Annotated in this window: 20 protein-coding genes; 12 read left to right on the top strand and 8 right to left on the bottom strand. The window is 70.5% G+C overall.

All coding sequences use genetic code 11. The annotated features are described in order from the left end of the window. Positions 1 to 289 precede the first annotated feature (289 nt). The 5 genes from B207_RS33385 (at position 290) to B207_RS0110330 (ending at position 7,511) form a co-directional block, all read left to right on the top strand. Positions 290 to 2,518, top strand: a complete 2,229-nt coding sequence (locus B207_RS33385) for a PKD domain-containing protein (protein WP_230204957.1) — start codon at positions 290 to 292, stop codon at positions 2,516 to 2,518. A 310-nt stretch (positions 2,519 to 2,828) separates the two neighbouring features. Then, positions 2,829 to 3,875, top strand: coding sequence for an NAD(P)H-dependent amine dehydrogenase family protein (locus tag B207_RS0110315; protein ID WP_018636453.1), 1,047 nt, complete (start codon positions 2,829 to 2,831; stop codon positions 3,873 to 3,875). Positions 3,876 to 3,989: 114 nt separating this feature from the next. Next, positions 3,990 to 4,262, top strand: coding sequence for a DUF6059 family protein (locus B207_RS0110320; RefSeq protein ID WP_154675261.1), 273 nt, complete (start codon positions 3,990 to 3,992; stop codon positions 4,260 to 4,262). 87 nt (positions 4,263 to 4,349) lie between these two features. Then, positions 4,350 to 6,572, top strand: a complete 2,223-nt coding sequence (locus tag B207_RS0110325; RefSeq protein ID WP_026310909.1) for a WD40 repeat domain-containing serine/threonine protein kinase — start codon at positions 4,350 to 4,352, stop codon at positions 6,570 to 6,572. A gap of 66 nt (positions 6,573 to 6,638) precedes the next feature. Beyond that, positions 6,639 to 7,511, top strand: a complete 873-nt coding sequence (locus B207_RS0110330) for an NAD(P)H-binding protein (protein WP_018636457.1) — start codon at positions 6,639 to 6,641, stop codon at positions 7,509 to 7,511. Between the two features lie 3 nt (positions 7,512 to 7,514). Here B207_RS0110330 and B207_RS33390 read toward each other — a convergent pair whose 3' ends face one another. Further along, on the bottom strand, positions 7,515 to 9,539 hold the full coding sequence (locus tag B207_RS33390; protein WP_018636458.1) for a prolyl oligopeptidase family serine peptidase: 2,025 nt from the start codon (positions 9,537 to 9,539) through the stop codon (positions 7,515 to 7,517). 85 nt (positions 9,540 to 9,624) lie between these two features. Next, entirely contained in the window at positions 9,625 to 10,563 is a 939-nt protein-coding gene (locus B207_RS0110340) for an oxidoreductase (protein WP_018636459.1), read from the bottom strand. Between the two features lie 811 nt (positions 10,564 to 11,374). On the opposite strand from B207_RS0110340, the gene B207_RS0110345 reads away from it, so the two are divergent. The 4 genes from B207_RS0110345 to B207_RS36805 all read left to right on the top strand — a co-directional run bounded on the left by B207_RS0110345 (position 11,375) and on the right by B207_RS36805 (position 15,703). Then, positions 11,375 to 12,958, top strand: coding sequence for an ABC transporter substrate-binding protein (locus B207_RS0110345; protein ID WP_026310911.1), 1,584 nt, complete (start codon positions 11,375 to 11,377; stop codon positions 12,956 to 12,958). A gap of 130 nt (positions 12,959 to 13,088) precedes the next feature. Further along, positions 13,089 to 13,403, top strand: coding sequence for a DNA glycosylase AlkZ-like family protein (locus tag B207_RS0110350; RefSeq protein ID WP_230204960.1), 315 nt, complete (start codon positions 13,089 to 13,091; stop codon positions 13,401 to 13,403). 116 nt (positions 13,404 to 13,519) lie between these two features. Next, the gene (locus B207_RS0110355; protein ID WP_195905273.1) at positions 13,520 to 14,116 is read left to right on the top strand and encodes a hypothetical protein; all 597 of its coding nucleotides are present in this window, start codon (positions 13,520 to 13,522) and stop codon (positions 14,114 to 14,116) included. A 51-nt stretch (positions 14,117 to 14,167) separates the two neighbouring features. Beyond that, a complete protein-coding gene (locus B207_RS36805; protein ID WP_154675262.1) occupies positions 14,168 to 15,703 on the top strand; it encodes a TIR domain-containing protein in 1,536 nt (511 codons plus the stop codon). Between the two features lie 86 nt (positions 15,704 to 15,789). On the opposite strand, the gene B207_RS0110365 is transcribed toward B207_RS36805, so the two are convergent. Further along, complete coding sequence (locus B207_RS0110365; protein ID WP_018636464.1) at positions 15,790 to 16,980, bottom strand: cytochrome P450; 1,191 nt, start codon at positions 16,978 to 16,980, stop codon at positions 15,790 to 15,792. A gap of 200 nt (positions 16,981 to 17,180) precedes the next feature. Here B207_RS0110365 and B207_RS0110375 point away from each other — a divergent pair, with 200 nt between their 5' ends. Continuing rightward, positions 17,181 to 17,963: a neutral zinc metallopeptidase gene (locus B207_RS0110375; protein WP_018636465.1), complete on the top strand. Its 783-nt coding sequence runs from the start codon at positions 17,181 to 17,183 to the stop codon at positions 17,961 to 17,963. 75 nt (positions 17,964 to 18,038) lie between these two features. Beyond that, positions 18,039 to 18,716 carry a uracil-DNA glycosylase gene (locus tag B207_RS0110380; RefSeq protein ID WP_018636466.1) on the top strand — a complete coding sequence of 226 codons (678 nt, stop codon included), beginning with the start codon at positions 18,039 to 18,041 and terminating at the stop codon, positions 18,714 to 18,716. A gap of 74 nt (positions 18,717 to 18,790) precedes the next feature. Here B207_RS0110380 and B207_RS0110385 read toward each other — a convergent pair whose 3' ends face one another. The 4 genes from B207_RS0110385 to B207_RS0110400 form a co-directional block, all read right to left on the bottom strand. Next, a complete protein-coding gene (locus B207_RS0110385; RefSeq protein WP_018636467.1) occupies positions 18,791 to 19,987 on the bottom strand; it encodes an ABC transporter ATP-binding protein in 1,197 nt (398 codons plus the stop codon). An 8-nt stretch (positions 19,988 to 19,995) separates the two neighbouring features. Next, on the bottom strand, positions 19,996 to 20,910 hold the full coding sequence (locus B207_RS0110390; protein ID WP_018636468.1) for a carbohydrate ABC transporter permease: 915 nt from the start codon (positions 20,908 to 20,910) through the stop codon (positions 19,996 to 19,998). Then, the gene (locus B207_RS0110395; protein ID WP_035740474.1) at positions 20,910 to 21,785 is read right to left on the bottom strand and encodes a carbohydrate ABC transporter permease; all 876 of its coding nucleotides are present in this window, start codon (positions 21,783 to 21,785) and stop codon (positions 20,910 to 20,912) included. Before B207_RS0110395 ends, B207_RS0110390 begins: the two co-directional genes overlap by 1 nt. Before the next feature lie 104 nt (positions 21,786 to 21,889). Continuing rightward, positions 21,890 to 23,137, bottom strand: a complete 1,248-nt coding sequence (locus B207_RS0110400; RefSeq protein WP_018636470.1) for an ABC transporter substrate-binding protein — start codon at positions 23,135 to 23,137, stop codon at positions 21,890 to 21,892. A gap of 620 nt (positions 23,138 to 23,757) precedes the next feature. Here B207_RS0110400 and B207_RS0110405 point away from each other — a divergent pair. Next, a complete protein-coding gene (locus B207_RS0110405; RefSeq protein ID WP_018636471.1) occupies positions 23,758 to 25,035 on the top strand; it encodes an MFS transporter in 1,278 nt (425 codons plus the stop codon). Between the two features lie 57 nt (positions 25,036 to 25,092). Here B207_RS0110405 and B207_RS0110410 read toward each other — a convergent pair whose 3' ends face one another. After that, positions 25,093 to 25,500: a hypothetical protein gene (locus B207_RS0110410; RefSeq protein ID WP_018636472.1), complete on the bottom strand. Its 408-nt coding sequence runs from the start codon at positions 25,498 to 25,500 to the stop codon at positions 25,093 to 25,095. Positions 25,501 to 25,589 lie beyond the last annotated feature (89 nt).

Here is a 25,589-nt window from a genome sequence, read left to right on the forward strand (position 1 = left end):
GCATCTCTCATGCCGAGTTCGAGTGAACATGAAACATCGTGACGCTGTATGCCCGAAATGCTCTATTTAACCAGATTTGACTCCTTGCGATGCGCCAATTTCTTATGATTCACTCAGTTTTCGCATCGAACGAAGATCGTCAAGGGCGGCACTGGTCCGCCACACCGCTGATCGCGGCCAGGGGCACGGGCGGGCCACGAGTCGCGAGGCCACCCGCTGCCGGCAGGCAGTCCGTCCGGACGCCACCGAGACGCGCCGAGAAGGCGCCCGAAACGAAGGAAGCATGCTGATGGCGCTGTTCGCTCCAGCACCCGGCGGTACGGAGCGGGGCACCGCCTCGCCACCAGAGAGGCGGAGGCCAGGGGGCGCCGTCGGCGCCAGTCGCCGGCGCCAGCTGCTGGTCGGACCGGCGATCGTGCTCATCGCCGGAGTGCTCGCGACCGCCTGCACCTCCGGAGGGGAACCCGACGCGAACGATCCGGCCGCGGCCGCTCAGCGGACCTGGAAGACCGACGTCGGCAGCCCTTTACAGATCGGCGCGACGCCCCTGGCCGGCAGGCCGTGTACAGCCAGGGAGGACGGAACTCCCGTGGTCACCGGCTCATGCATCGACCCGAAGCTGAACCAGCCCTACGTCGACAAGGACGAGCGCCGGTCGGTCACCGATCCGGACACGAAGGTCACGGTCGGCTTTCGGTACGTGCACGGCGGATTCCGCGGAACGGAGGCGACGTTCGCCTTCTACTTCCCGCAGCGGTACGCGGGCCGCTTCTTCCAGTACACCTATCCGACTCTGACCACCGACGAGGCCGGGGCCCAGACAATAGCCTTCGCTCTCTCCAACGGCGCGTATCTCGTGCGCACGAACAACGCCGGCGGCCTGCCGAAGGCAGCGGAGCTGGGAGGCTACCGCGCCAACGCGGCGGCGGCGGCCTTCTCACGGGTCGTGGCGGCCCAGGTGTACGCCGACTCGGCCCGCCCCCGCGGATACATCTACGGCGCAAGCGGCGGTGCCTACCAGACCATCGGCGCGCTGGAGAACACCGAGGGCGTGTGGGACGGTGGCGTTCCCATGGTGCCGGGTACACCCAACGCCATTCCGAGCAGCATGACCGCGCAGCTGCTGGCGCTGCGCGTTCTGCGTGACAAGCTTCCCCAGATAGTGGACGCGCTGGAACCCGGCGGCAGCGGCGACCCCTATGCGGGCCTCGACGAGGAGCAGCAGTCGGTACTCCGCGAGGTCACCCGCATCGGGCTGCCGCTCCGCGGCTGGTGGGACCACGCCGAGATGGACGGCGGGGCCTTCTACGCGGTGGCCGGTGGCGTCCGGATCCTCGACCCCACCTATGTCGACGACTTCTGGACGAAGCCCGGCTACGCCGGCACCGATCCCACGTCGTCGGTCAGCGCCGCGCGGATCCGCCACGACGAGGAGGTCACCGGTCTCGTCGGGGACCCGCCGACGGGGCTGCGGCTCTCGGGTGTGCCAGCCGGTGACCTGACCGGGGCGGACCTTGTCATCACCAGCGGCACGGCAGCCGGCGCATCCGTTCTGGTCGGCGGCGTGAACGGTACCGAGGTGACCTTCCGGAGCGACGCGGATCCTGGCACGACCGGCTCGATCAGGCCCGGCGACCACGTGCGCCTGGACAACTCCTGGGATCTCGCGCTGCAGTACTACCAGCGCCACCAGGTGCCGTCGCAGGACATGTACGGCTGGAACCAGTACCGCGGCGCCGATGCCACGCCGCTGTACCCCCAGCGGCCCATGCTGGCCGGGCCGACGTTCGCCCAGGCCGCGAGTGGTGCGGTGCCGACCGGCACGTTCCACGGAAAAATGATCATGATCGCCTCCACGCTGGACGTCGAGGCGTTTCCCTGGCCCGCGGACTGGTATCGCACACAGGCACAGAACACACTCGGCGCGGAGCTGAACAACAACTACCGCCTGTGGTATGTGGACAACGCCGTGCACAGCTCGCCCCGCGATGCCGCCGCCGGGACGCATGTCGTCAGCTACGGCGGTGAGTCCCAGCAGGCGCTTCTCGATCTGGATTCCTGGGTCACCACCGGAACAGCGCCGCCGGCCACCAGCGGTTACACCGTCGACGGCGATGCGCAGGTACATCTGGCACCCGACGCCCACAACCGCCTGGGTGTACAGCCGGTCGTTGACCTGACCGTCAGCCGGGTCGGAACCCGCGATGTCAGGCCACCGGCGGTTCGCGTCGACGCGAAGGCCGGCGAGCCCGTTGTTCTCTCCGCGACGGCGACGGTACCCCCGGGCGGAGGAAAGATCGTGCGGGTCGAATGGGACTTCGACGGCAGGGGTGGTTACCCGGAACAGTCCGCGGTCGACAGCGCCGCGGAGTCGGTACGGACGACCACGACACATACCTTCGCCGGAAGCGGCACCTATTTCCCGGTGGTCCGGGTGACCTCCGCACGCAACGGTGACGGGAAGGCACCCTACGGACTCGTCCAGAACATCGCCCGCGTCCGGGTAGTGGTCGAATAACCAACCTTTTCGGCAGCAGCCGCTGCCGGGACATCCGCCGGCAGGCCTGCTGGGGGATGTCCCGGCAGGCCTGCCGGAGGGCGGACCGCAGACGGATCGCAGCAGGACGAACCTCGACACATCCGCACAGCCAGGCCGGACGCGCTCCCGTGGGTGCCGGCCCGCCCCAGAACGCACCGGCTCACCGGCCCGCCGGCCGGCCGTCAGCCAGCCAGGACCCAGGCTTTGCGGAACCCCTTCCCGACCTACGCCTCGCCGTTATACAACTGTTTAGCAGCAGGGTGCACCAGGCGAGAGGACGGGCAGGCGTATGGAAAAGCTCCGCGTCATCCAGTGGACCACCGGCAAGGTCGGCAAGCTGGCCTTACGGGCGATACTCGACGACCCGCGATTAGACCTTGTCGGTGTATACGCCTGGTCACCGGACAAGGTCGGCACCGACGCGGGAACGCTGTGCGGCCGGCCACCGTGCGGCGTCGCGGCGACCGATGATGTCGACGCCCTGATCGCGCTCAAGGCGGACACCGTCATCTACACGCCTTTCATGGCCGATCTCGACCATGCCCTGCGGCTGCTTGAAGCGGGTGTGGATGTGGTCAGCACCAACCTCTTCTTCAACGTCGGCGGAGTCAAGGGCGAGACGAAGGAGCGGCTGGAGGCGGCCTGCGCAAGCGGGGGCAGCTCGCTCTACATCACGGGCATCAGCCCCGGGTGGATCAACACGATGGTGACGGCCATGACCGGCGTGTGCCGGGACGTCCGGAAGATCTCCATCCTGGAGTCGGCCGACTGCTCCGTCTACGAGTCGAAGGAGACCTGGGAGGCCATGGGCATCTCCCGCACCGGCACCACACCAGAGATCGCCGAGATGGCGAAGCTGTGGATGATGCCGGCGGAGGAGGCCGTGCAGCGCATGGCGCACGCCCTGGAGTACACGCTCGACGACATCGAGTTCTTCCTCGCCTACGCCACCGCCTCGCAGACGGTCGACCTGGGCTACATGACCATCGAGAAGGACACGAACGCCGCGGTGGAGGTCGGCTGGAACGGCAGGCTGGATGGCAACACCATCATTCAGATGAAGTTCCGCTGGTACCTGACCAAGCATCTGAACGAGGGCTGGGAGTTCAGCGACGACCAGTACCGTGTGCTCATCGACGGCGAGCCCGGGATCGACACCCGGATCCGCTTCCTTCCGCCCGACCACTGGGGCAACCACGAGTGGGACACCATGACCGCCCTGCCCGCGGTCAACGCCGCCTTCAACGTCAGGGACGCGAGACCCGGAATCCTGCACCTGGCCGACGTGGGCCTGCCCCGCGCGCCAGCCGGTCAGTGGCACGCCGCGCGGGAGTGAAGCCCGGCGGGGCGGTGTGACGGATCATCGGCGCCGGGGGCCCGACGGCGTGCCCCCGGCCGGCGTTTCTCGCCACGCAAGTCTCCCATAAGCACCACCCCTGAGCATCTCTGCATGACCACTGGGATGCGGCGTCTGCTGGCAGCGATCGGCCGTGAGCTCGACGCCATCGGAGCGATGACGGCTTACGCCTACACCGGCGTCCGGTACGAACTACCGGCGCGAGACCGGCCCACGCCTCGGACTCCTCCCCGTCATCCCGAGCAGGTCCGCCCGGACCTGCCCGCGTCACCTGTCGAACAGCTGCTCTGGCGCCAGCTCTCCGACCTTGCCGAGCCGCCCTCCGCCGCCCGCACCCGTGACGGGAGGCGACGGCTGGCTGGCTAGAGTTTGGCGCCATGCGCTGGCAGAGAGGCGGACCGGAGCCGGTCACGCGCGATTGTCGCCCACGTCTCGGCGAGGAGACCCCGGGCCATGTTTCTTGACCGGGCGCGAGTGGCGGCGGCGCTGCCCGGCTACGACCTGGGTGACGAGATCGGGGCGGGATCCTTCGGGCTGGTGCTGGCTGGCTGGCATCGCGGCCTGCAACGCGAAGTAGCGATCAAGGTGCTGGCCGCCGGCGGGCCCCACCGGTCCTTCGGCTCCAGCGAGGCGCGAATCACCGCCAGCCTCGACCATCCGCACATCGTCCGTGTCCACGACTCCGCCCACACCCATGATCTCGATGTGATCGTCATGGAGATGCTCGCCGGCGGGAGTCTTTCCCACCGGCAGGCGGGCATGGGGCAGGAGGAGTTCTGCGCGGTCGGCCTGGCGGTCGCCGGGGCCCTGGCATACGCCCATGCGCGTGGAGTTCTGCATCGTGACATCAAGCCCGACAATGTGATGTTCGACTTTGCCGGGCAGGTGAAGGTGGTGGATTTCGGGATCGCGAAGCGGGTGTTCGGGTCGGCGGGCACCGCGAGCGCGGTCATCGGTACTCCGCTGTTCATGGCGCCCGAGCAGATCGCGCGCGGCCGGCTTGGATCAGCCACGGATCTGTACGCGTTGGGCATGATGCTCTACCTGTTGCTGGCCGGCAGGTCCCCCTTCGAGGGAGACCTGGCCGAACCAGTGCCCGGCGAACGCCCGGCACCTCCGTCCGATCGCGGCCTTCGACGCCCGGCTGGAGTCCCGCCGGCGGTCGCCGACGTGATTCTGCGGGCACTGGCGACGGACCCGAAGTCCCGGCCACCGTCCGCAAGGGCGTTCGCGATCGATCTCGCCGAGGCGGCCGCGGACAGCTACGGAACGGGCTGGCTCGGCAAGTCGGGAATCCGAGTCCAGTTGGACGACGACGTCCGGGCTGCCGCAGAGGGCCGCTTCGTCCCCCCGACCGCCGTGGCGGCGGCCCCAGCCGCGGTCGCGGATTTTCCCGCAGCGATCGAGAGCGATGACGGGTCGGCTCCGTCCCGGGTAGGACGGCGGCGGGCCACCCGGCTCGGGCAGCCCACGCGCTCACACCGCCGCTCCACCCGGCCACGTCTGCACCGGCGTGGCGTCGCCGCCGCCACCGCGCTGCTGCTCCCGCTCGCCGCCGTCCTTCTCATCGCCGCCGCTGATCAGGACGCAGGGGGCCCCGCGTCCTGTCACGCAGGGGGCCCCGCACCCGGTCAGGGCACGGCGAGCACCACACCCAGTCAGGACACGAGGGACACCACACCCAGTCAGGACACGGCGAGCACCGCGTCCCGCCAGACAGGTCTTCTGACGGGCCACACCGACTGGGTGACGTCGGTGGCCTTCTCCCCGAACAAGCGCATACTTGCCAGCGGTGCTCTGGACAGGACAGTACGGCTGTGGGATGTGAGTGATCCGTCCCATGCGCACCAGGTCGGCGCCCCTCTGCGCGGACACAGCTGCGGGGTCACCGCGGTGGCGTTCTCCCCCGACGGGCTGACCGTGGCCTCAGTCGCCAAGGACGGCACAGTACGCCTGTGGGATGTCACGGACCCGTCCCATGCTCATTCTCTCGGCGCCCCGTTGGCGGGGGACGCGAAATCTCTGCACGCGGTGGCGTTCGTGTCGCACGCCGGTCGCGCCACAGATCGTCAGGTCATGGCTGTCGGCGGCGCCGACGGCACGGTGCAGCTGTGGGATGTTACCGACCGGGAGGACCCTGATCCGCTCGGTGAGCCCCTCCCTGCGCATGAGGACCTGGTGTTCTCGGTCGCGCTGTCCTCGGAGGGAAGAACCCTGGCCACCGGCAGTCTGGACGGTAGCGCGAAGCTGTGGGACGTGCGCGATCCGGCTCGTCCTCTCCCACACGGCGCGCTACCGGAAGGTCATGACGGCGTCTACACGCTGGTGTTCTCAAGGGATGCCCGGACGCTCGCCACCGGGGGGAAGGACGCACTCGTCCGCCTGTGGAATGTGACAAACTCCGCCAGACCACAGCCTTGGGGGCGACCGCTGACCGGTCACACCGGCATTGTCTGGGCGGTGGCCATCTCTCCGAACGACCACACTCTGGCGAGCGCGGCCGGCGACGGGACTGTGCGGCTGTGGGACATCACCGACCCCGCTGATCCCGACCCTCTCGGGCCGGCACTGACCGGGCACTCCCACTTCGTTGCGTCACTCGCGTTCTCCCCGGACGGGCACACCGTCGCCAGCGGTAGCTGGGACAGGAGCATCCGCCTGTGGGAGGTGCCGTAGCTCCGACCGGATGAGCGCCGCGGTGACGCCTGGCTCCCAGGGGACCGGTCGGCGAGGATGGCCGCCATGACCAATATCGCGGGTTCGACCGACCATCCCCCGTCCGCCAACGAGACAACAGCAGGCGCAGTTCTCGTGCTCGGCGGGACAGGGAAGACCGGCCGGCGGGTGGCGGCGAGGCTGAGCGCTCGTGGGTTACCGGTCCGCATCGGCTCCCGGTCCGGCACACCGCCGTTCGACTGGACCGATCCGGCGACGTGGGCAGCCGCGGTGGCGGGGATCGAGGCGATGTACGTCGTCTATTCGCCGGATCTCTCGTTTCCCGCGGCGGCTCCGGCGGTCCGTTCCGTCTGCGAGACGGCGGTCCGGGCCGGGGTGCGCCGCGTCGTGCTGCTGTCACAGCGCGGTGAGGACGCGGTGCTGCCCAGCGAACGTGCCGTCCAGGAGTCGGGCGCGGCGTGGACGATCCTGCGGGTGAGCTGGTTCGACCAGAACTTCAGCGAGGACTACCTGGACGGCGCTGTCCGACGCGGCGAGGTCGCCCTGCCCGCGGGCACGGTGGCAGAGCCGTTCATCGACGCCGACGATATCGCCGACGTCGCGGTCGCCGCCCTCACCTCGGACCAGCACTCAGGCCGGATCTACGACCTCACCGGCCCCCGTCTGCTCACCTTCGCCGACGCCACGGCGGAAATCAGCCGCGCCGCGGACCGGGAGATCACCTACCGCCCCCTCACCACCGAGGCCTACGCGGCGGGTCTGGCCGCCGCGGGCATCCCGGCGGACTACGTCACCCTCGTCACCGAGCTGATCTGCCACGGCCTGGACGGGCGCAACTCCTACACCACCGACGACGTCCAGCACGTTCTCGGACGTCCCGCGACGGACTTCACCGACTACGTCCGGACCACCGCGGCCACCGGCATCTGGAGCACCTGACCGCTACTCGGCCACAGCCGGGGCGGGACCGAGGGTGCGCCAGAGGAACTCGTAGATCAGGGCCGACCGGTGGGCGGCCTGTTCGTTGTCGGCTGCGCCGCCGTGACCACCTTCGATGTTCTCGTAGTAGCGGACGTCGTAGCCGAACTCGCGAAGCCGTGCGACCATCTTGCGCGCGTGCCCGGGATGGACGCGGTCATCCCGGGTCGAGGTGGTGATGAACACCGGCGGGTAGGGCCGTCCGGGCTGGGCGTTCTGGTACGGGGAGTACTCGCTGATGGACGCCCAGGCAGCCGGGTCGTCGGGGTCCCCGTACTCGGCGATCCACGAGGCTCCGGCGAGCAGCTGGTGGTAGCGGCGCATGTCGAGCAGCGGTACCGAGGAGACGACGGCGCCGAACAGTTCCGGATAGCGGGTCAGCATCACGCCGGTGAGCAGGCCGCCGTTGGAGCCGCCCTCGACGCCGAGCCTGGCCGGGGTGGTGACGCCACGGTCGACGAGGTCCCCGGCGACGGCGGCGAAGTCCTCGTAGGCGCGCAGCCGGTTCTCCCGGAGGGCCGCCTGGTGCCACTTCGGCCCGTACTCGCCGCCACCGCGGATGTTGGCGACGACGTAGGTACCGCCGCGGGCCAGCCAGGCGCGCCCCACGGTGGCGCTGTAGCCGGGTGTCAGCGACACCTCGAAACCGCCGTACCCGTAGAGCAGCGTCGGCCCGGGTTCTCCGGTGCCGATGGCGAAGTAGGGGATGCGGGTTCCGTCGGCCGACACGGCGAAATGCTGGCTGACGGCAAGGCCCTCGGCCGGGAAGAAGGCCCTCGCCTGTCTGAGGATCTCGGGCTCCGCGCCGATGTCTCCGCGGTACAGCGACGCCGGCTGGAGGTAGCCGCTGACGTTGAGGTAGTACTCGTCGTCGACGTCGGGGTTGGTGTCGAAGATGTCGGCGGAGCCGGTGTCCGGGAGGTCGGCCAGCGGCGCCGACGTCCATCCCTGCGCTGTCGGAGTGCGCACGGTCAGCCGGCTCTTCACGTCCTGCAGCGTGGCGACGATCAGATGGTGGCGGGTCCAGGCGTGGCCGGCGAGCGAGGTGCGCTCGTCCGGTTCGAAGAGGACTGTGAGCTCCCGTCGCCCGGCGAGAAAGGCGTCGAAGTCGGCGGCGAGCAGGGCGCCGGCCGGGTAGGTGTCCTCGCCGATGACCCACTCCGACCGGGTGACGATGAGCAGCCATTCCCGGTGGACCGAGGTGTACGCGTCGTCCGGGACGTCGAGACGGACCAGCCCGGTCGGGGTACGCAGGTACGTCTCGTCGCGGTAGAAGTCGACGCTGCGGTGGACGAAGTCGCGGGCGAAGCCCTCGGTCGGGTCGTGGTAGGCGCCGACCGAGACGTCGTCCGGCTCGCCCTCGAACACGGTGACGGCATCCTCTGGCGGAGTGCCACGCTGCCACTCCCGGACGACCCGCGGATAGCCGGACGACGTCAGGGAGCCCTCACCGAAGTCGGTGCCGACGTAGATCCGGTCCTCGTCGATCCAGCCGACCATGCTCTTGGCCTCGGGCAGGAGGAAGCCGTCGTCCACGAACGCCTTGGCGACCAGGTCGAACTCGCGGATCACCCCGGCGTCAGCACCACCGCGGGAAAGCTCGACCAGCGCCAGCCGGTGGTCGGGGCGCAGCACCTGCGCGCCGTGCCACACCCAGTTCTCGTCCTCGCGGTCGGCGAGCGCGTCGACGTCGAGCACGATCTCCCAGTCCGGGGCGGCCTCCCGGTAGGACGCCAGCGTCGTGCGACGCCACAGGCCACGCGGATGGGCCGTGTCCCGCCAGAAGTTGTAGAGATATCCGCCCCGCGTGACCGGATAGGGAATCCGGTCGTCCGCGTCGAGCACCTCGCGGATCTCGTCGCGCAGCGCGGTGAAGGTGCCGGAACGGGTCAGCTCGGCGAACGCCTCGGCGTTGCGCTCCCGCACCCAGGCGAGCGCGGCGTCCCCGCCGACATCCTCGAGCCAGCGGTACGGATCATCGTCGGTCACCCGTCAAGTCTGCCTCATGGCGGACCCCGCCCCCGTCGCCGCTGCAGCGGCGACGGGGGAGCCCGAAGACCGATCTGGGCACGCCTCAGAGCGAGTAGGTCACTCCGGTCAGCCGCTCCGAGTGCTCCCACAGGCGCTCGGCGGTCTCGGTGCTGCGTGACGCGGTGCTCGGCCTGACCAGGACGGGCGGGCCGGTCATCTTGAGCAGGCCACGCGGGCCGTAGTACTCGCCGCCCTTCGACGCCGGGTCGGTCGCCGCGCGCAGGGTGGGCAGGGCGCCCATGTGCGCGGAGTGCACGATCGGGTTGGGGATACGGTCGGCCACCCGCTTGAGCCTTCGCCTGACCGGGCCGACGGACGGCAGGATCTCCGTGTTCGCGCCACCGGGGTGGGCGGCGAGGGATCGGGCCGAGGAACCCGCCGCCTCCAGGCGGCGCTGCAGGTCGAACGCGAAGAGCAGGTTCGCGAGCTTCGAGCGTGCGTAGCCCCGCAACGGCCGGTAGCCCTCCGCGAAGTGGAGATCGTCGAAGTCGATCTTCCCCATGCGGTGCGCGTTGCTGCCGACCGTGATGATCCGCCCGGCCTCCGCGGCCAGAACGGCGTCCAGGACGATCCCGGTGAAGGCGAAGTGGCCGAGGTAGTTGACTCCGAAATGCAGCTCGAAGCCGTCCGCGGTCAGGCCGTAGGGCAGTAAGGTCACGCCCGCGTTGTTGACGAGCAGGTCGATGACCGGCCGCTCGGCACGCAGCGCCTCGGCAGCCTTGCGCACCGAGGCGAGGGAGTTGAGATCCATCTCCAGCACGGAGACGTCCGCCTCGGGGGTGGCAGCCCGGATGGTGTTCAGGGCCTCCTGCGCCTTGGCCGGGTTACGGCAGGCCAGCACGACCGTCGCCCCGCGGGCGGCGAGCACCTTGGCGGCCTCGAATCCGATCCCGGAGTTCGCGCCGGTGATGACGGCCGTCCGCCCACTCAGGTCCGGGACGTCATCGGCACTCCAGCGCCGCCGTCTGGGTTCTTTCACCATGGGAACTCCCGATCCGTGACGGCGAGGACTCAATCCTCCTCGACCGAGGTTGTACCAGTGTTCAGTGTCCCGAGCAGCCGGGGAGCACGTACCCAGGACAGTTTCTCCAGCATGCGCTCTGACCCTGACCGAACCGGCGGTCACATGCACCGGGCCGTCGGACGTCTCGTGCCCTCGGGCCGGCGTGGGTCATCGGGCGCCCGCCTGCGCCGGGCGATCGGAGAAACAGCCACGAAGGCCGCGGTGATCGTCGCAGTGAAGGGCTGACGGACGCAGAGGAGCCGCTCCCGGGCCGCCCCCGTGGCGACTGGCCCACCGCCATGGGGCCTCGCCGAGGACGCCTCGCCGAGAGCGCATCGCCGAGGACGCCTCGCCGAGAAGCAGCCACCGCTCGACCGGAGGCGTGACCTGACCTGCCCGTTCCCGGCGCAGGACAGCACTGCCGCCAGGGCCGTCACCGGATGGGAGCCCTCAGTGCACCTCGATGTAGAACGACGTTCTTGCAGTTCGAGCTAGCTAGTCATGCGCAAAAGTAGACTTTGACTTCACCAAAAACGCGTGACACACTTCACTCCCCACGGCCCTGGAGGCGCATCCGACCGATCCACCCGTGCCCCGCGACTGGCGAAACGCCACGGCAACCGCGTTGCCCCGCCCCGGCCGAGGCGGGGCAACGCGGTTGCCGGGAGGCATGGGGTGGATTGCGCGCGGGCGACCCCCGTGCCGGCTCGTGGCGGTGGCTGCCCTCACACCGCCCGGAGGCGAGCGCCGTTTCGACAATCCGGACATCCAAAAACTGGAGAGGACGACAATGATCCGTACGAGGCGATTACTCGCCACCGCCGCCATGTGCTGCATGGCGCTGTTCCTGGGCGCGTGCGGTGGTGGTGGCGATGACAGCGGTGGTGACGAAGGCCCCGCCACCACCTCGGGCGCCGCCGGGGACCCGGTGGCGGGCGGGCACGGGCGGATCCTCATGCTGGCCGAGACGAGCAGCCTGGACCCGGCCAAGCTCGGAAACGCCTACGCGGCGACGGCTGTCCTGGGTAACGCCCTGTACGGCACGTTGATGATTGACGACGAGAAGGGCGAGGTCGTCTACAAGATGGCCGAGTCCTTCACGACCAGCGACAACGGTTCCACCTTCGAGCTGCGGCTGCGTCCGGGGCTGGTCTTCTCCGACGGCAGCCCGTTCGACGCAGCCGCGGTCAAGGCCAACTGGGAACGCCACAAGGACCCCGCGGTCGGTTCGGTCTACCGCGGGGACGCCACGAATATCGCCTCCACGGAGGTGGTGGACGCCACCACCCTGAAGGTCTCGATGGCCGCCTCGATGCCGAACTTCCCCGATGTCGTCCTCGGAACAGGACTGAACTGGGTCGCCTCCCCCGCGGCCCTGCAGGGTGGCCCCCAGGCGTTCGAGACGAATCCGATCGGCGCCGGTCCGTTCACACTGAAGAAGTGGACCCGGCAGGCCGACATCGACCTGGTGAAGAACACCCGCTACTGGGACGCGCCGCGGCCCTACCTCGACAGCCTCACGATCCGGTCGGCTGTCGACGCGAGGCAGCGCTACAACACCCTGCTCACCGGAGGCGCGGACATCGCCGTCGAATCCGACTGGGTCAACCTCCACAAGGCCGCCGACGACGGCCTGCCGAGCATCCTCAAGCCCGTCAACGGCGGTATCCTGATGACGCTCAACATGCGCCGGGCACCCTTCGACGACATCCGGGCCCGTCAGGCGGTCGCTGCGGCGATCGACCTGGAGTCGCTCAACCTCGCCGTCTACGAAGGCGACGGGCAGCCCGCCGAGACGCTGTTCGACGACTCCTCCCCCTTCTACTCGGAGGAGCCGCTGCGGCACTTCGACCGGGAGCTCGCGCAGCGCCTGTTCGACGAACTGGCCGCCGAGGGCAAGCCGGTGTCCTTCACCTTCACCAGCTTCCCGAGCTCCGAGAACCGGGCGATCGCCGAGAACGTGCAGGCCCAGCTCAGCAGCTTCAAGAACGTCAAGGTGGAGGTCAAGGTCGTCCAGCTCGCCGAGATCGCCAAACTGCGCGTGACGAACGACTTCGACACCTACGTCACATCGGCGTTCTTCCAGGACCCGGAGCCGCGGCTGTGGTCGGCCTTCAACGGCAGTTCGGCCACCAACGTGCCCGGTGTCAACGACCCCGAGCTCAACGAGGCTCTGATGACCGGTCGGACCTCGACGGTGGAGGCTGAGCGCCGGAGCGCCTACGAGACCGTCCAGCAACGGCTGGGTGACGTCACGCCGGGGGTCTTCCTCCAGCGGGTCGCCCTCGGCGCCGTCTCGGGCGAGAAGGTCGGCGGTCTCACCCAGTACGGCCTCGGCTCGCTGCTCCCCGAGGAGCTGTGGATCCAGAAGTAGTTCCCGTCCAGGTTCTCCACTGATCATGTAGTTACGAGGAGCCGGCAGGCGCCAGGCCTGCCGGCTCCACCTGACCGGCCTGGGGAACGGTCTCGTCGACCTGCGCGAACGGTCGGGGCCGGCAGGCAGGCTGAGTGCGGAGCCAGAGCCAGAAGGGCCAGAGCCGGCTCCGGCACCCGCCCTGCCTGCGCCGAGGTTGCTGGGCAGCTTTGATCCGGTCCTGCACGGCTGGGTCTCACGGGACTGGATCGTCGGTGGGCACCAGTCGGTCGTCACCACCAACGGCATCTTCCGGCCGATCGCGCTGGTCGACGGCAAGGCGGTCGCCACCTGGGCGATGCCGGGTGGCACCGTCGAACTCACCCCGTTCGCCCCGCTGTCCGACGAGGTCACCGCCTCGCTCCGCGCGGACGCCGCCGACGTCCGACGGTTTCTCGGCCACTGACGTCCAGCCGAACAAGCCCCTTGCCCGGCACCACACTTCTGGCAGCACCGCGGCCGCGCATGCACGGCGGTGGAAAACGGTTCGCCAGCCGGCGGGCGGGGCTTCAGGCTGACAGCATGCGCGTGAGTTTCCGCCGGCTCGACGGCCCGAAGGGTGGCGAAGGCGGTTCTGTCGCCACCGTCGAACGCCCGGACGGCGTGTCGCTGCGGATGCACTCCTACGACCGGACGTTCAGCGTGCCGCACGACCTGGCGCACTTCGTGGCCGAACACGAGTTCAGGCTGCGCCGGGGCGTCTGGGGCAGCATCGCCGCCGGGGCGATGTTCGGCAGCATGTCCGTCGTGGCCGGCCGGCTCCGCCACGACGGTCACCAGCGTTCCCGTGACCTGAAACGAGCCAACCAGCGCGAGATCCGGCTCGCGGAGATCGTCGCCGGCGCCGTGCACGGCGCGGTCGAGCAGAACGTACCGCCGAACCCCGCCGACATCGCGTCAGCCTGGCAGGTCTACCGCACGGACGCCCCGTCCTTCCCGCCGGACCTGCCGGCGCGCGCCGCCGCTCGGCTGAACGTCCTTCGGGCGGACTGGCAGGCTCTGCGCCCGGACGAGTCGATCGATCTGGTCTGGACGCTTCCCGTCGAGCCACTTCGCGGGCCGGCGGTACGATCACGCCGATCGCGACCGGTGCGTCACGCAGCCGACCCGACGGTGTGACAGCTGGCGGTGGGCAGCAGGCGCGTCGTCCTGGCATGCACGGGGGTTTCCATGACAGACGAGGTGAGGCGGCTTCGCCGGCTCCGGGGGGAGGACGTCGCGGAACTCGCGAACGTCTTCTACGAACCGCGGACCGCCGACCAGTTGCTCGCGCAGGCCGGTTTCAGCAGGGGCTCCCTGCCGGCCGGTTACACCGCGGCCGCCCGCTGGGAGGCGGTGAACGACGCCCTGGGCGACGGCCTGGTGGAAGGCGGCCGGCTGCGGATTCTCGAGCTGGCGCAGCGGTCCTACCCGGCGAACACCGTTTTCGCGGCCGGCCTGGCCGCGGCCCGGCGCGCGGCGGTCCGACTCGCGGCCGGCAGGACCGAGGCCGACACCGAGGCCGACACCCAGCCCGCGAGGCCCGAGAGCCGCTACGGCACCCGCGGCCGGCTGCCTCTGCCCGGCACCGTCATCGTGCTCGATGCCGTCGGCTACAGCCGCAACGGTGTCATGGTGCAGCTGGGAATCCGCGACGGCCTTCGCGCCATCGTCGACGACGCGCTTGCCGACGCCCGGATCCCCGCGTCGGCCGTCACCCGCCAGGACACCGGCGACGGCCTGGTGGCCGTGGTCTCCGGCGACGTTCCGAAGGCGGTGATCGCGGCGGATCTCGTCGAGGAGGTACGCCGTGGCCTGCGCAGCTACAACCGGACGCGCAGTACGTCCGGCCGCATCCGGCTGCGGCTGTCCCTTCATCACGGCGACGTCGTCGAGGACGGGACCGGCTGGGGTGGGGACGCGGTCATCGTCGGCAACCGACTGATCGACTCACCGCCCATCCGCGCCGTGTTCACGGCCAACCCCTCGGTGAATCTCGCGGTCATCATGTCGTCGGAGTTCTACGGCGACACCGCGGCCCAGGAACTGCTCGGGCTGGATCCGGGCTCCTATCGCGAGGTGGACGTCCGGGTCCCCAAGTTCAGCGGAAAGGCGTGGCTCACCGTTCCCGGCGAGACCAACTGGACGCTCGAGGTACCCGATGACGGAGCCGACGTCGCCGCCCCCGCTCCCGCCCCGGCCCCGGCCCCGGCCCCGGCGACGAGTTTCGCCGGGGCGGACAGCGGCGACGCCCTCCCCGACGACGCGGTCCGCTGGGACTTCCTGATCGCGGCGGCCGAGGAGGACGAGGGCTGGGGCGCGTGGATCGCCCACGCGCTGGAGAAGGACAAGGCCTACAAGGTCCACATCGAGACCTGGGACATCCAGGCGGCGAACAACGTCACCTGGCAGCTCCAGGAGGCCATGGCGGTGGCGGAACGGACCATCGTCATCGTCTCGGCGAACCTCGAGGCCCGCCCGCGGGCCCAGGCCGTCTGGATGGAGGCCTGGCGCAACGACCCCGCCGGGCAGGGCCGCTCGGTGGTCCCGGTCATCGTCGGCGACTACCAGCCGGCGGGTTTCCTCGCCGGGATCAAGCCGATAAGGCTCAGCGGCAGGGATCCCGACGCGGACGAGAAGGAACTCCGCAGGCAGATCCAGCGGGTCGTCGACGGCCACTACCGACCGCCCACGCAACCCCCCTACCCCGGTGTGACCACTACCTGACGCGACCCACTCGGCCTGCGGCTGACCGACTGACCGTTCAGGCGCCTGGTCACGAAGGCCGGCCGGGTGCTCTCGGTCTGGTGATGTCAGGCGGGTGAGCAGGTGACGACCGCGCCGCGCAGCTCGTAGCTCATGAGCCCGTCGCACCAGGTCATGTCCGGGGCGCGTTCGAGGCGGATGCCGGGCAGGCGCAGAAGCGCGTCCAGGAACACCCGGGTCTCGGCGATCGCCACCTGCGCGCCGGGGCACCGGTGGCTGCCGTCGCCGAAGCTCATGTAGGAGCCGACCACCTTCTGCCGGCCGGCACGATCGGGGTCGAGGGCGTGCGGGCAGGCACCCACCGTCTCCGGGTCGACGTTGGCGGCCCGGATGTTGACCGCGACCAGCTCTCCCGCCCTGACGGCGTCCACTCCCAGGTCGGCGTCCTCGGTGGCACGCCTGTGCAGCATCGCGGCGACCGGCTCGAGGCGGAGGATCTCCTCGAGGATCGCGACCTGGTCCGCTTCGTCGCCGGCGACGAAGCGGGCGCGCAGGGCGTCGTCGTCGAACAGGTGCCAGGCGCACATCACGATGAACTCACGGGTCGTCACCATGCCGGCCACGGCATAGGTCATGCACTCGATGAGGATCGCCTTGTCCGGGTAGCCCTCCTCGATCAGGTGGGAGATCACATCCTCCTGCCGCCGCTCCCGGCGGGCTCTGATCGCGGGGCGCACGTCACGGAGGAGGAACCGGATCCCGTGCACGGCGGTCACGGCCTGAGCCCCGAAGCGGACGACGGGATGCATGCCGCGTAGCCGGGTGCCGAGCAGGGTCGCCTGGATGCGTTTCGCCATACCGGCCTGATTGCTGTTCGTCAGGCCGACGATCTCCGCGGCGACCGCGACGGCCAGCTTGTAGCTCAGCTCGTCGAGCCGCCCCGTCCCGTCGGCCCGCACCCTGGTGAGCAGCTCGTCGGTGGTGCGCTCCATGACCAGGCGGTGGCGGGAGCTGATGGCCTTCGGGGTGAAGAAGCGGGCGATCGACGTCCGCCGCCGGCGGTGGGTGTCGCCGTCGAGGAAGAAGACCGGGCAGAACTCGTCATCCGGATCCATCTGGTCGGAACCGGCACCGGCCTGGCGCATCTGGGCGCTGCGCAGGATCTCCCGGCCCACCCGGAAACTGCCGACGACCCGCGCCCCGGCATCGGCATGCACACGCCGGGCTGCCAGGGCAGCCGACTTGCGGTCGTCGCGCGTGGGATCCAACGGACCCGCGGAGAGCTCCGAGGTCGTCACAGCCGCCTCCAGAAGGTGCCGAACCAGTGGATGTCACCGATGACAGTCGCACCGCCCGCCATTTCATGCAAGAGGTCTTGCATGAGATGGTGACCGGTGTGGGCCCCTGGGGCAGCCCCGGCCTGGCCGCCACCCGGCCCGGATTGTCCAGGCGCCGACGAATCGGACCATCCGCCCACTCGAGCCCATACGGTGGCGGTATGGGGGTCAGGCGCACGGTCCTGGCGAGCATGCTCGCCGCTGTACTCGGAAGCAGTCTGCTGGCGGGATGCGCCGGGCTGGAGTCGACGACCGCCGGAGACGGCGCCGCGTCCGTGGGCCAGCAGGCACCCGCCGGGAGCTGTGGAGGCCCCGTCGAGACGGTTCAGGACGTCGAGGCGATCATCTCCGAGCCGGCGGGCTGCCCTGGTTCGGTGAACACCTACTGGACCGGCGAGCTCGGCGGGCGGTGGACGGCGCCCCGCTACATCGCCTACCGCGACGGCGAGATCCCGCCCATCGCCTGTTCGGAAGGCGAGTCAGACCCGGCCGCGTTCGCCAGCAACGCCCTCTACTGCACGGCCGACGACACCATCGCCTACAGCGTCGACTTCATGACCGAGCTGCACGACGTCGGCGGCCCGTCCTACCCGATGTACGTGATCATGCATGAACTGGCCCATCGGGCGTCCACCCTTTCCGGCCGCGTCGGAGTCGTGTCCCGCGCGGAGGAGAACCAGGCCGACTGCCTCGCCGGCAGCCAGGCACGCCTCGCCACCGACGCCGACCGCCTCGACCTCGGCGACGCGTTCTCCGGCGCCCTGCTGTTCTTCAACCTCGGCGACACCCGCGACCGCGGCTGGTTCGACCGCGAGACCGCCACCTCGGAGGGCGCCCACGGCACGCCCCGCCAGCGCGCCCAGGCGTTCGCCTTCGGCTACCTGCGTGACAACGACACCTGCTTCCGCCTCGGCGAGTCACCCACCGGCAGCGTCACCTTCTGATCGCCGGGCAGCATCGTCAGGCAGCGCGACACGGCCCCGCATCGGGGCGCGGCACCCCCGATAGGGTGATCGGTCATGCCGGCGCAACCTCTCCAGGACATCCTCGAACCAGGCTGGGCGAAGGCCCTGGAGCCGGTGGCGGACCGCGTCGCCGCCATGGGTGACTTCCTGCGCGCGGAGATCGCGGCGGGGCGCAGCTACCTGCCAGCGGGCGAGCACGTGCTGCGGGCCTTCCAGCAGCCCTTCGACGACGTCCGCGTCCTCATCGTCGGGCAGGATCCCTACCCGACCCCGGGCATGGCCATCGGGTACAGCTTCGCGGTGGCACCCGAGGTGCGCCGGCTACCGGGCAGCCTGGTGAACATCTTCCAGGAGCTGTCCGCGGATGTCGGCGTGCCCAGGCCCACGAACGGTGACCTCACGCCGTGGACCCGGCAGGGGGTGCTGTTGTTGAACAGGGTGCTGACGACGGCGCCGCGCCAGCCTGGCGCGCACCGGGGCAGGGGCTGGGAGGACGTCACCGAGCAGGCGATCCGTGCCCTGGCGGCCCGCGGCACCCCGCTGGTCGCGATCCTCTGGGGCGCCGACGCGCGTAGCCTGCGCCCGTTCCTGCCCTCCACCCCGACCATCGAGTCCGCCCACCCGTCGCCACGCTCCGCGGACCGTGGCTTCTTCGGTTCCCGGCCGTTCAGCCGCGCCAACGACCATCTGGTCGCCCAGGGCTCCGAGCCCGTCGACTGGCTCCTTCCCTAACGTCCCTGGCGGGCCTGGCGGGCCTGGCGGGCCGAGGGCTGCCTGGGGTGGCCGGGCCCAGGCGCCCGGCCGCGTCAGGCCGTGACCGGGGCATCCAGGTTGCGGCCGGTGTCCGGGTCGAACAGGTGCAACTGGTGGGCGTCCAGCCACAGCTCGGCCTTCTCGCCCTCGCGGATGCGGCTGGCCGCGTCGAGGCGGGCGACGACCTGTTCCGCCCCGCTGGACAGCTCGACCGTCCCGGCGTCGTGGGCCAGCTCCTCGAGGTCGGCGGTCCGGGCGCGCCCGCCCTGGAGCGTGAAGTAGGCGTAGCTGTCCGAGCCGAGCCGTTCCAGCACGTCCACCGTGACCGTGCACCGCAGTCCCGGACGGTCCTTCACCGCCTCCAGGGCCGCGTCCTCGAAGTGCTCGGGCCGCACCCCGACGATCAGTGACCGGCCGCCGTCCGCCGTCCCGTTCCAGCCGTCGAGCAGCCGCCGCTGCCGCTCGTCCGGGACGATCGCCCCGAGGGGGGTGCGCAGCTCGCCCTCCTCGAGGGCCGCCGGCACGAAGTTCATCCCGGGTGAGCCGATGAAACCGGCGACGAACACGGTCGCCGGCCGGCTGTACAGGTCGGTCGGCGTGCCGATCTGCTGGATCCGCCCGGCTCGCAGCACCGCCACCCGGTCGCCCAGCGTCATCGCCTCGGTCTGGTCGTGGGTGACGTACACCATCGTCGTGCCGAGCCGGTTCTGGATGCGGGAGACCTCGGTGCGCATCTGTACCCGCAGTTTGGCGTCCAGGTTGGACAGGGGCTCGTCCATCAGGAACGCCTTCGGCGAGCGGACGATGGCGCGGCCCATCGCGACCCGCTGCCGCTGCCCACCGGAGAGCTGGGCCGGCCGGCGGTCCAGGTGCTCGGTGAGGTCGAGCACCCGGGCGGCCTCCTCGACCTTCCGGTTGATCTCCTCCTTCGGCCTTTTCGCCAGCGCCAGCGCGAAGCCCATGTTCCTGCGCACCGACATGTGCGGGTACAGCGCGTAGCTCTGGAACACCATGGCGATGTCGCGGTCCTTCGGCGCCAGGTCGTTGACCACCTTCCCGCCGATCCGCAGCTCTCCGGAGGAGATGTCCTCCAGGCCGGCGATCATGTTCAGGGTGGTCGACTTCCCGCACCCGGACGGGCCGACGAGGATGACGAACTCGCCGTCCGCGATGGAGAGGCTGGCGTCGTCCACCGCGAGCCGGCCGTCGGGGTATCTCTTGGTGACGTGGTCGAGAACGATGTCCGCCATGGCCGGGCCTATCCCTTCACCGCGCCGGAGGTCAGCCCGGCGACGATCCGACGTTGGAACAACAGGACGAAGACGATGATGGGGATGGTGATGACGACGGCCGCCGCCGCGATCGACCCGATCGGCTGGGCGAACTGCGACGCACCGGTGAAGAACGCGATCGCCGCCGGGACCGTCCGCGACTGTTCCGTCGACGTCAGCGAGATCGCGAACAGGAAGTCGTTCCAGCAGAAGATGAAGACCAGGATCGCGGTGGTCACCATGCCCGGTGCGGCCAGCGGGGCGATGACCCGCAGGAACGCCTGCCGCGGGGTGGCCCCGTCGACCTGTGCGGCTTTCTCCAGATCCCAGGGAATCTCCCGGAAGAAGGCCGACAGGGTGTAGATCGCCAGCGGCAGGGAGAACGTCAGGTAGGGAATGATCAGCCCGATCCAGGTGTCGAAGATACCGATCTGGCGCCACAGGTTGAACAGCGGGCTGACCAGGGAGATCTGCGGGAACATGGCGATCAGCAGCGCCAGGCCGACGAGCAGTCGCTTGCCGGGGAAGGCGAGCCGGGCGATCGCGTAGGCGGCCATCGCGCCGAGTGCCACCGCGAGCACGGTGGAGATGAGCGCGATCCCCAGGCTGTTCAGCAGTGCCCGGGTGAAGAGGGACTCTCCGAAGATCTCCCGGTAGTTCTCGAGGGTCCACTCCCGCGGGATGAAATGGCCGTCGGTGATGCTGCCCGGGGTCTTGAAGGACAGCGATACCAGCCACAGCAGGGGTATCAGCGACAGGGTGACGATGACGAGGTTCGCCGCCGACCAGCCCGCCAGCGCGGTGCGGTCCCGTGACGGGCGCCGGGCGGCCCCCGCCCGGCGGCCGGCGGTGGAGGCAGGGGCGGGGGTCGAAGCGGCGGCGGACGAGGTGACGGTGGTCATCAGCGGTGGTCCTCCCCACCCGGCGCGGCGGCTCCGAATCCCCTGACGAACACGAACGCCACGAGCGCGACGACGAGGAAGATGAGCACCGACAACGAGGAGCCGACACCCAGGTTCAGCGCCGTGAACAGGTTGTCGTAACCGAGAATCGACACCGACCGGGTGTCGTACGCCCCGGCGGTCAGCACGTAGATGCTGTCGAAGATGCGGAAGGCGTCCAGGACCCGGAACAGCAGCGCGACCAGGATCGCCGGTTTCATCAACGGCAGGATCACCCGGATCAGCCGCTGCCAGGCGGTGGCCCCGTCCACCTTCGCCGCCCGCAGCAGATCCTCCGGGACGAGCGCCAGCCCGGCGAGCAGCAGCAGCGCCATGAACGGCGTCGTCTTCCACACCTCGGCCAGCACGATCACGCCGATGCCCTGGGCCTGCTCGGTGAGCGGGGCGGCGTCCCCGAACAGACCGGACAGGTAGCCGGTGTCCGGCGTCCACGCGTACCGCCAGCCGAAGGCGGCGACCACGGTCACGATCCCGTACGGGATCAGGATCACCGTCCGGATCAGACCGCGGCCGATCATCGCGCGGTGCATCGCCAGCGCGAGCGCCAGCCCGAGCACGAACTGGATCGCCACCGAGATGACGGTGATGACCGCCGTCACCGCGAGGGCCTGCCACCACAGCGACGAGGAGAGCACCGTCCCGTAGTTCGCCAGCCCGACGAACTCGGAGTCGGCGGGGAACCGCAGGTCATAACGCTGTAGTGACAGGTAGACCGCGTACCCGACGGGATAGGCGGTCACGGCCAGGATGACGATGACCGCCGGCGCGCACAGCGCCCAGCCGAGCCGGCGTTCGGCCCGCGCCCGCGCTGACAGCGGCGCTCTCCCCCGCCTCCCCCGCCTCTTCGCCTCGTTTCCCTGTCTCTCCGCCTCGTTCGGACCGGGCCCGTTGCCGTGCTCCGCTCCGTTCACAGCCACGGTCACGGCACCAGTCCCTTCGACTCGAGGGCGTCGGCGATCGCCCCGCGCAGCTGCGAGAGCCTGCCGGTACTCGCCGAGGACGGTGGGGAGAGCGTGTGCGCGATCTGCAGCGACACGCTCTGGTAGGCCGGCGTCTGCGGCCGCACGCTGGCGTTCTGCAGCGCCGTGTAGATGGCCGCCGCGAACGGGTAGCCACCGTCGATGAAGCGCTGGTCGGTGTACAGGTCCTCGAGGGTCGGCGGCAGCCCGCCGTCGATCGCGTTGCGGATCTGGTTGTCCCGGCCGGTGATGCACGCGATCGCGTGGGCCGCCTCGGCCTGGTGGCGGCTGTGGGCGCCGACCGCCAGGTTGTAGCCGCCGATCGTGCTGTGCGACGGCTGCCCGGGCACCAGCGTCGGCCACTGCGTCCAGCCGATCTGCTCCGCCAGCTCCGGGTTGTTCTGCCGCGCCGACGGATAGATGAACGGATAGTTCAGCTGGAAGGCGGCCGAACCCGTCTCGAAGGCCAGCCTGTTGTCGTCCTCCCGCTGGTTCGACCAGGACGGGTCGGCGGCCGGCGAGTCCGCCAGCGCCCGGATCGCCTCGACGGCCCGCTCCGCCGGTGCGCCGAGCTCCACCTCGGTGCCGTCGTCGTTGAGGATCTGCCCGCCGGCCGATGCCACCAGCGAGTTGAACAGCACGGTGTAGCCCTCGTACTGCGCGCCCTGCACCTCGACGTAGTGCGGTTTGCCCTCCTCCGCCAGCCGCCGGGCCGCCGCCAGCATCTCGTCCCAGGTGCGCGGCGGCTGCGGAACCAGGTCCTTGCGGTACCACAGGAGCTGGGCATTGGTGTTCAGCGGCACCGCGTAGAGCTGGTCCTCCCAGGTTCCGGTCTCCACCGCGGCCGGCAGCATCCCGTCGGTGAGCGTCCTGGCCTGCGCCGCCGGGAACGGCATCGCCCAGCCGGCTTCGGCGAACTCGGCGGTCCAGGTCACGTCCAGCGCGAGGATGTCCATCGACGGGTCCTCGGCGGCGAGCCGCCGCACCAGCTGCTGGCGCTGCCCGTCCGAATCGTTCGGCAGCACGTTCACGCCGATCGTGTACCGCCCGGCCGACCCGGCCGAACAGTCGGCGGCCGCCTTCGCGAACGCACCGGACGACTCGTTGTAGACGTACCAGGTCAGCCGCACCGGGCCAGCGTCGCCGCCAGCACCGGAACCGCCGCAGGCGCCCAGGGCCAGCACCGCCGCCAGCACCAGCGCTCCCACCCCGACCAGCGCGGACCGACCGCACCGGCGGTTCGGGATACCGCTGCACGGAGCAGCACGGCTCGGGGCACCACCGGCGGATCCGGCCGTTCCCGGGTCACGGCCGGGACGCCGGCAAAGATCCCGGCCGACCTCATGAGTTTCACAGGGTCGACGGGCTTGTCTGATTCCCATAGGCCGTTTTCACCACCCCACATCGAGCCGCCGAAAGCGACTCGTGGACAGCAGACACGCAAAGCCGGACGGCGCCCGGCCGCCGCACCGACAGTCGCATCACGTCGGCCCCGGACCGTGCATCCACAGGTCGCATCCGCAGGTCGGACGACCTGCGGTGAATCGGCCATTCCCGGGCGCATGACGACGTAAACGTGCCGTCCCGGGAGCATTCCGGAGGCATACTTCCCGCCGCATTGTGCGGATCGCACGGAAGCCCGTGTCGGAGCCTCCTTCGGGCGGCGACGTCACGTTGTCGGACGGACCGGACCGGCGGTCGGGAGGCCCGCGCCGCGGGCAGCCGGCCGGTGGCGGCCGGTGGCGCCCAGGGCCCGCCGGAGTCCCGTCAGGTGACCGACAAGGCAGGACCTGTCCCCCGCCGACGGAAAGCACCGTACGATCCCGGCGTGTCGGTTTCGCCTCCCGCCGCGCCGCGAGGCCGCGCAGACAACAAGCCTCCCGCCGCCCCCGCAACGAGCCCGCCCGCCGCCGCGGCAGGTCAGGGGCCGGCGTCGCTCGCCCACACGCGGCTACCGCTGCTGTTCTCCGCCGTCGGGCTGGAGAGCACGACAGCGGTCGTCGCACCGTTCATCGCCGGAACGTTGGGCGCCGCGCCGATCGCACTCGCCGGCATCGAGGCGGCGGGGCGCGCCGGCGGCACCGCGGCCCGGGCCGGCGCGACGAAGCTCTCCGACCGCCGGCCCGGGCTGCGCGGGCCGTTCGCCATTGCCGGGAACGCCGGGCTTGCGCTGGCGGCCGCCTTCCTGGCCGGCAGCAACGCCGTGTGGCAGGCCGGAGCGTGCCGGTCGGGATCGTGGGTGGCCCGCGGGCTGGGCACCCCACCGCTGCTGGAGGTGGCGAGCTCGACCTCCGCCCCGGGCCAGCTCGGCGCCCGGCTCGGCTTCGAGCGCTCCGTGGGAGCCCTCGGCGCCGCCTTCGGCGCGCTCGTGGCAGCGCTGCTGCTGGCCTTCGTCGAGGTGCGGACAGTGATCCTGCTCGCGCTGGTCCCGGTGGTCGCCGCGATCGCGGTGAGCGCACACGGCACGCTGAGCGGGCGGAACGCGCTCGACCACGGTGCCGCGGCCCAGACCCGGCCCGAGCTCGCGCTGCTGCGCCAGCCGGCTCTGCGCCGGCTCACGCTCGGCATCGTCTGCTACGAGGCGTCCAACATCGCGGCCGTGCTTCTGCTGCTGCGCGCCACCAAGCTGCTGCCCGACGGCGCCGGGCGGCTCAGCCAGCTCCAGGCGGTGGCCGTGCTCTACGGCCTGTTCCACCTCTCCTGCGCCGCCGCGGCCGTGTGGGGCGGCCGGCTCGCCGACCGGTTCGGGGCCGGCCGGGTGATCGCGACCGGCGCGGCCCTCCTGCTCGGCGCCTACGCCGGTTTCGCCTTCGCCGGCGAGGGTGACCTGACCACGATGACCGTCTGCTTCCTGCTCGCCGGCACGGCCGCCGGCGCGGTCGACGCCGCCGAGTACACCGGCGCCGGGCGGCTCACCCCGCCGGAGACGCACCGGGCGGTGTTCGGCGCGCTCGCCGGGCTGCAGAGCGCCGGCCGGGTCGTCGCGACGATCACCGCCGGCGGACTGTGGACGCTGGTCGGGCCCGAGGCCGGGCTGCTGGTCTGCGGGCCACTTCTCGTGCTGTGCGTCGCCCTGTTCACCCGAGGCACCGACCGCCCGCGGTGACGGGCTGCCGTGCGCCCGCGCCCGCGCCCGCGAACCGGGCGCGGGCGACAGCCGCCGCTACGGCGCGAGCAGTGCGACGACGTCGGCGGCCCGGGGGGTCCGTAGCCGCACCTCCACGGCGCCGGACCTGACCGGGCTGAACTTCCCGGCGTCGTAGGCGAACCGCACCTGGTTCGGGGATTCGAGACCGATCTCGATCGCGGCCAGAAACGGCCCGGCGAGTGGCACGTCAATGTTCTTTCCTCGCCCGGCCCAGACCACAAGACGGAGGGCGGTCACCGCGATCGCCCCGGTCACGGCCTCCTTTCGCCAGTTGGACCGCTGCCCGGGCGCCCGATAATGCCGATAGGTGATCGATCCGGGCAGGCCCTCCGCCAACAGAACAAGCTTTTCTGCTTCGAGTTCGTCGCGCAACGGCGCGGGCAGCTGACCCGCGCCGAGCAGAATGCGGCGCAAGGGGTTCATGCGCACATCGTAGGCGGTGCGGTGAACGACGTCTCCCCGTCGGGCGCCGCTTCCCCGTCCGATACCGCTTCCCCGTCCGATACTGCTGC

It is taken from the genome of Parafrankia elaeagni (assembly GCF_000374165.1).
GTDB lineage: Bacteria > Actinomycetota > Actinomycetes > Frankiales > Frankiaceae > Parafrankia > Parafrankia elaeagni.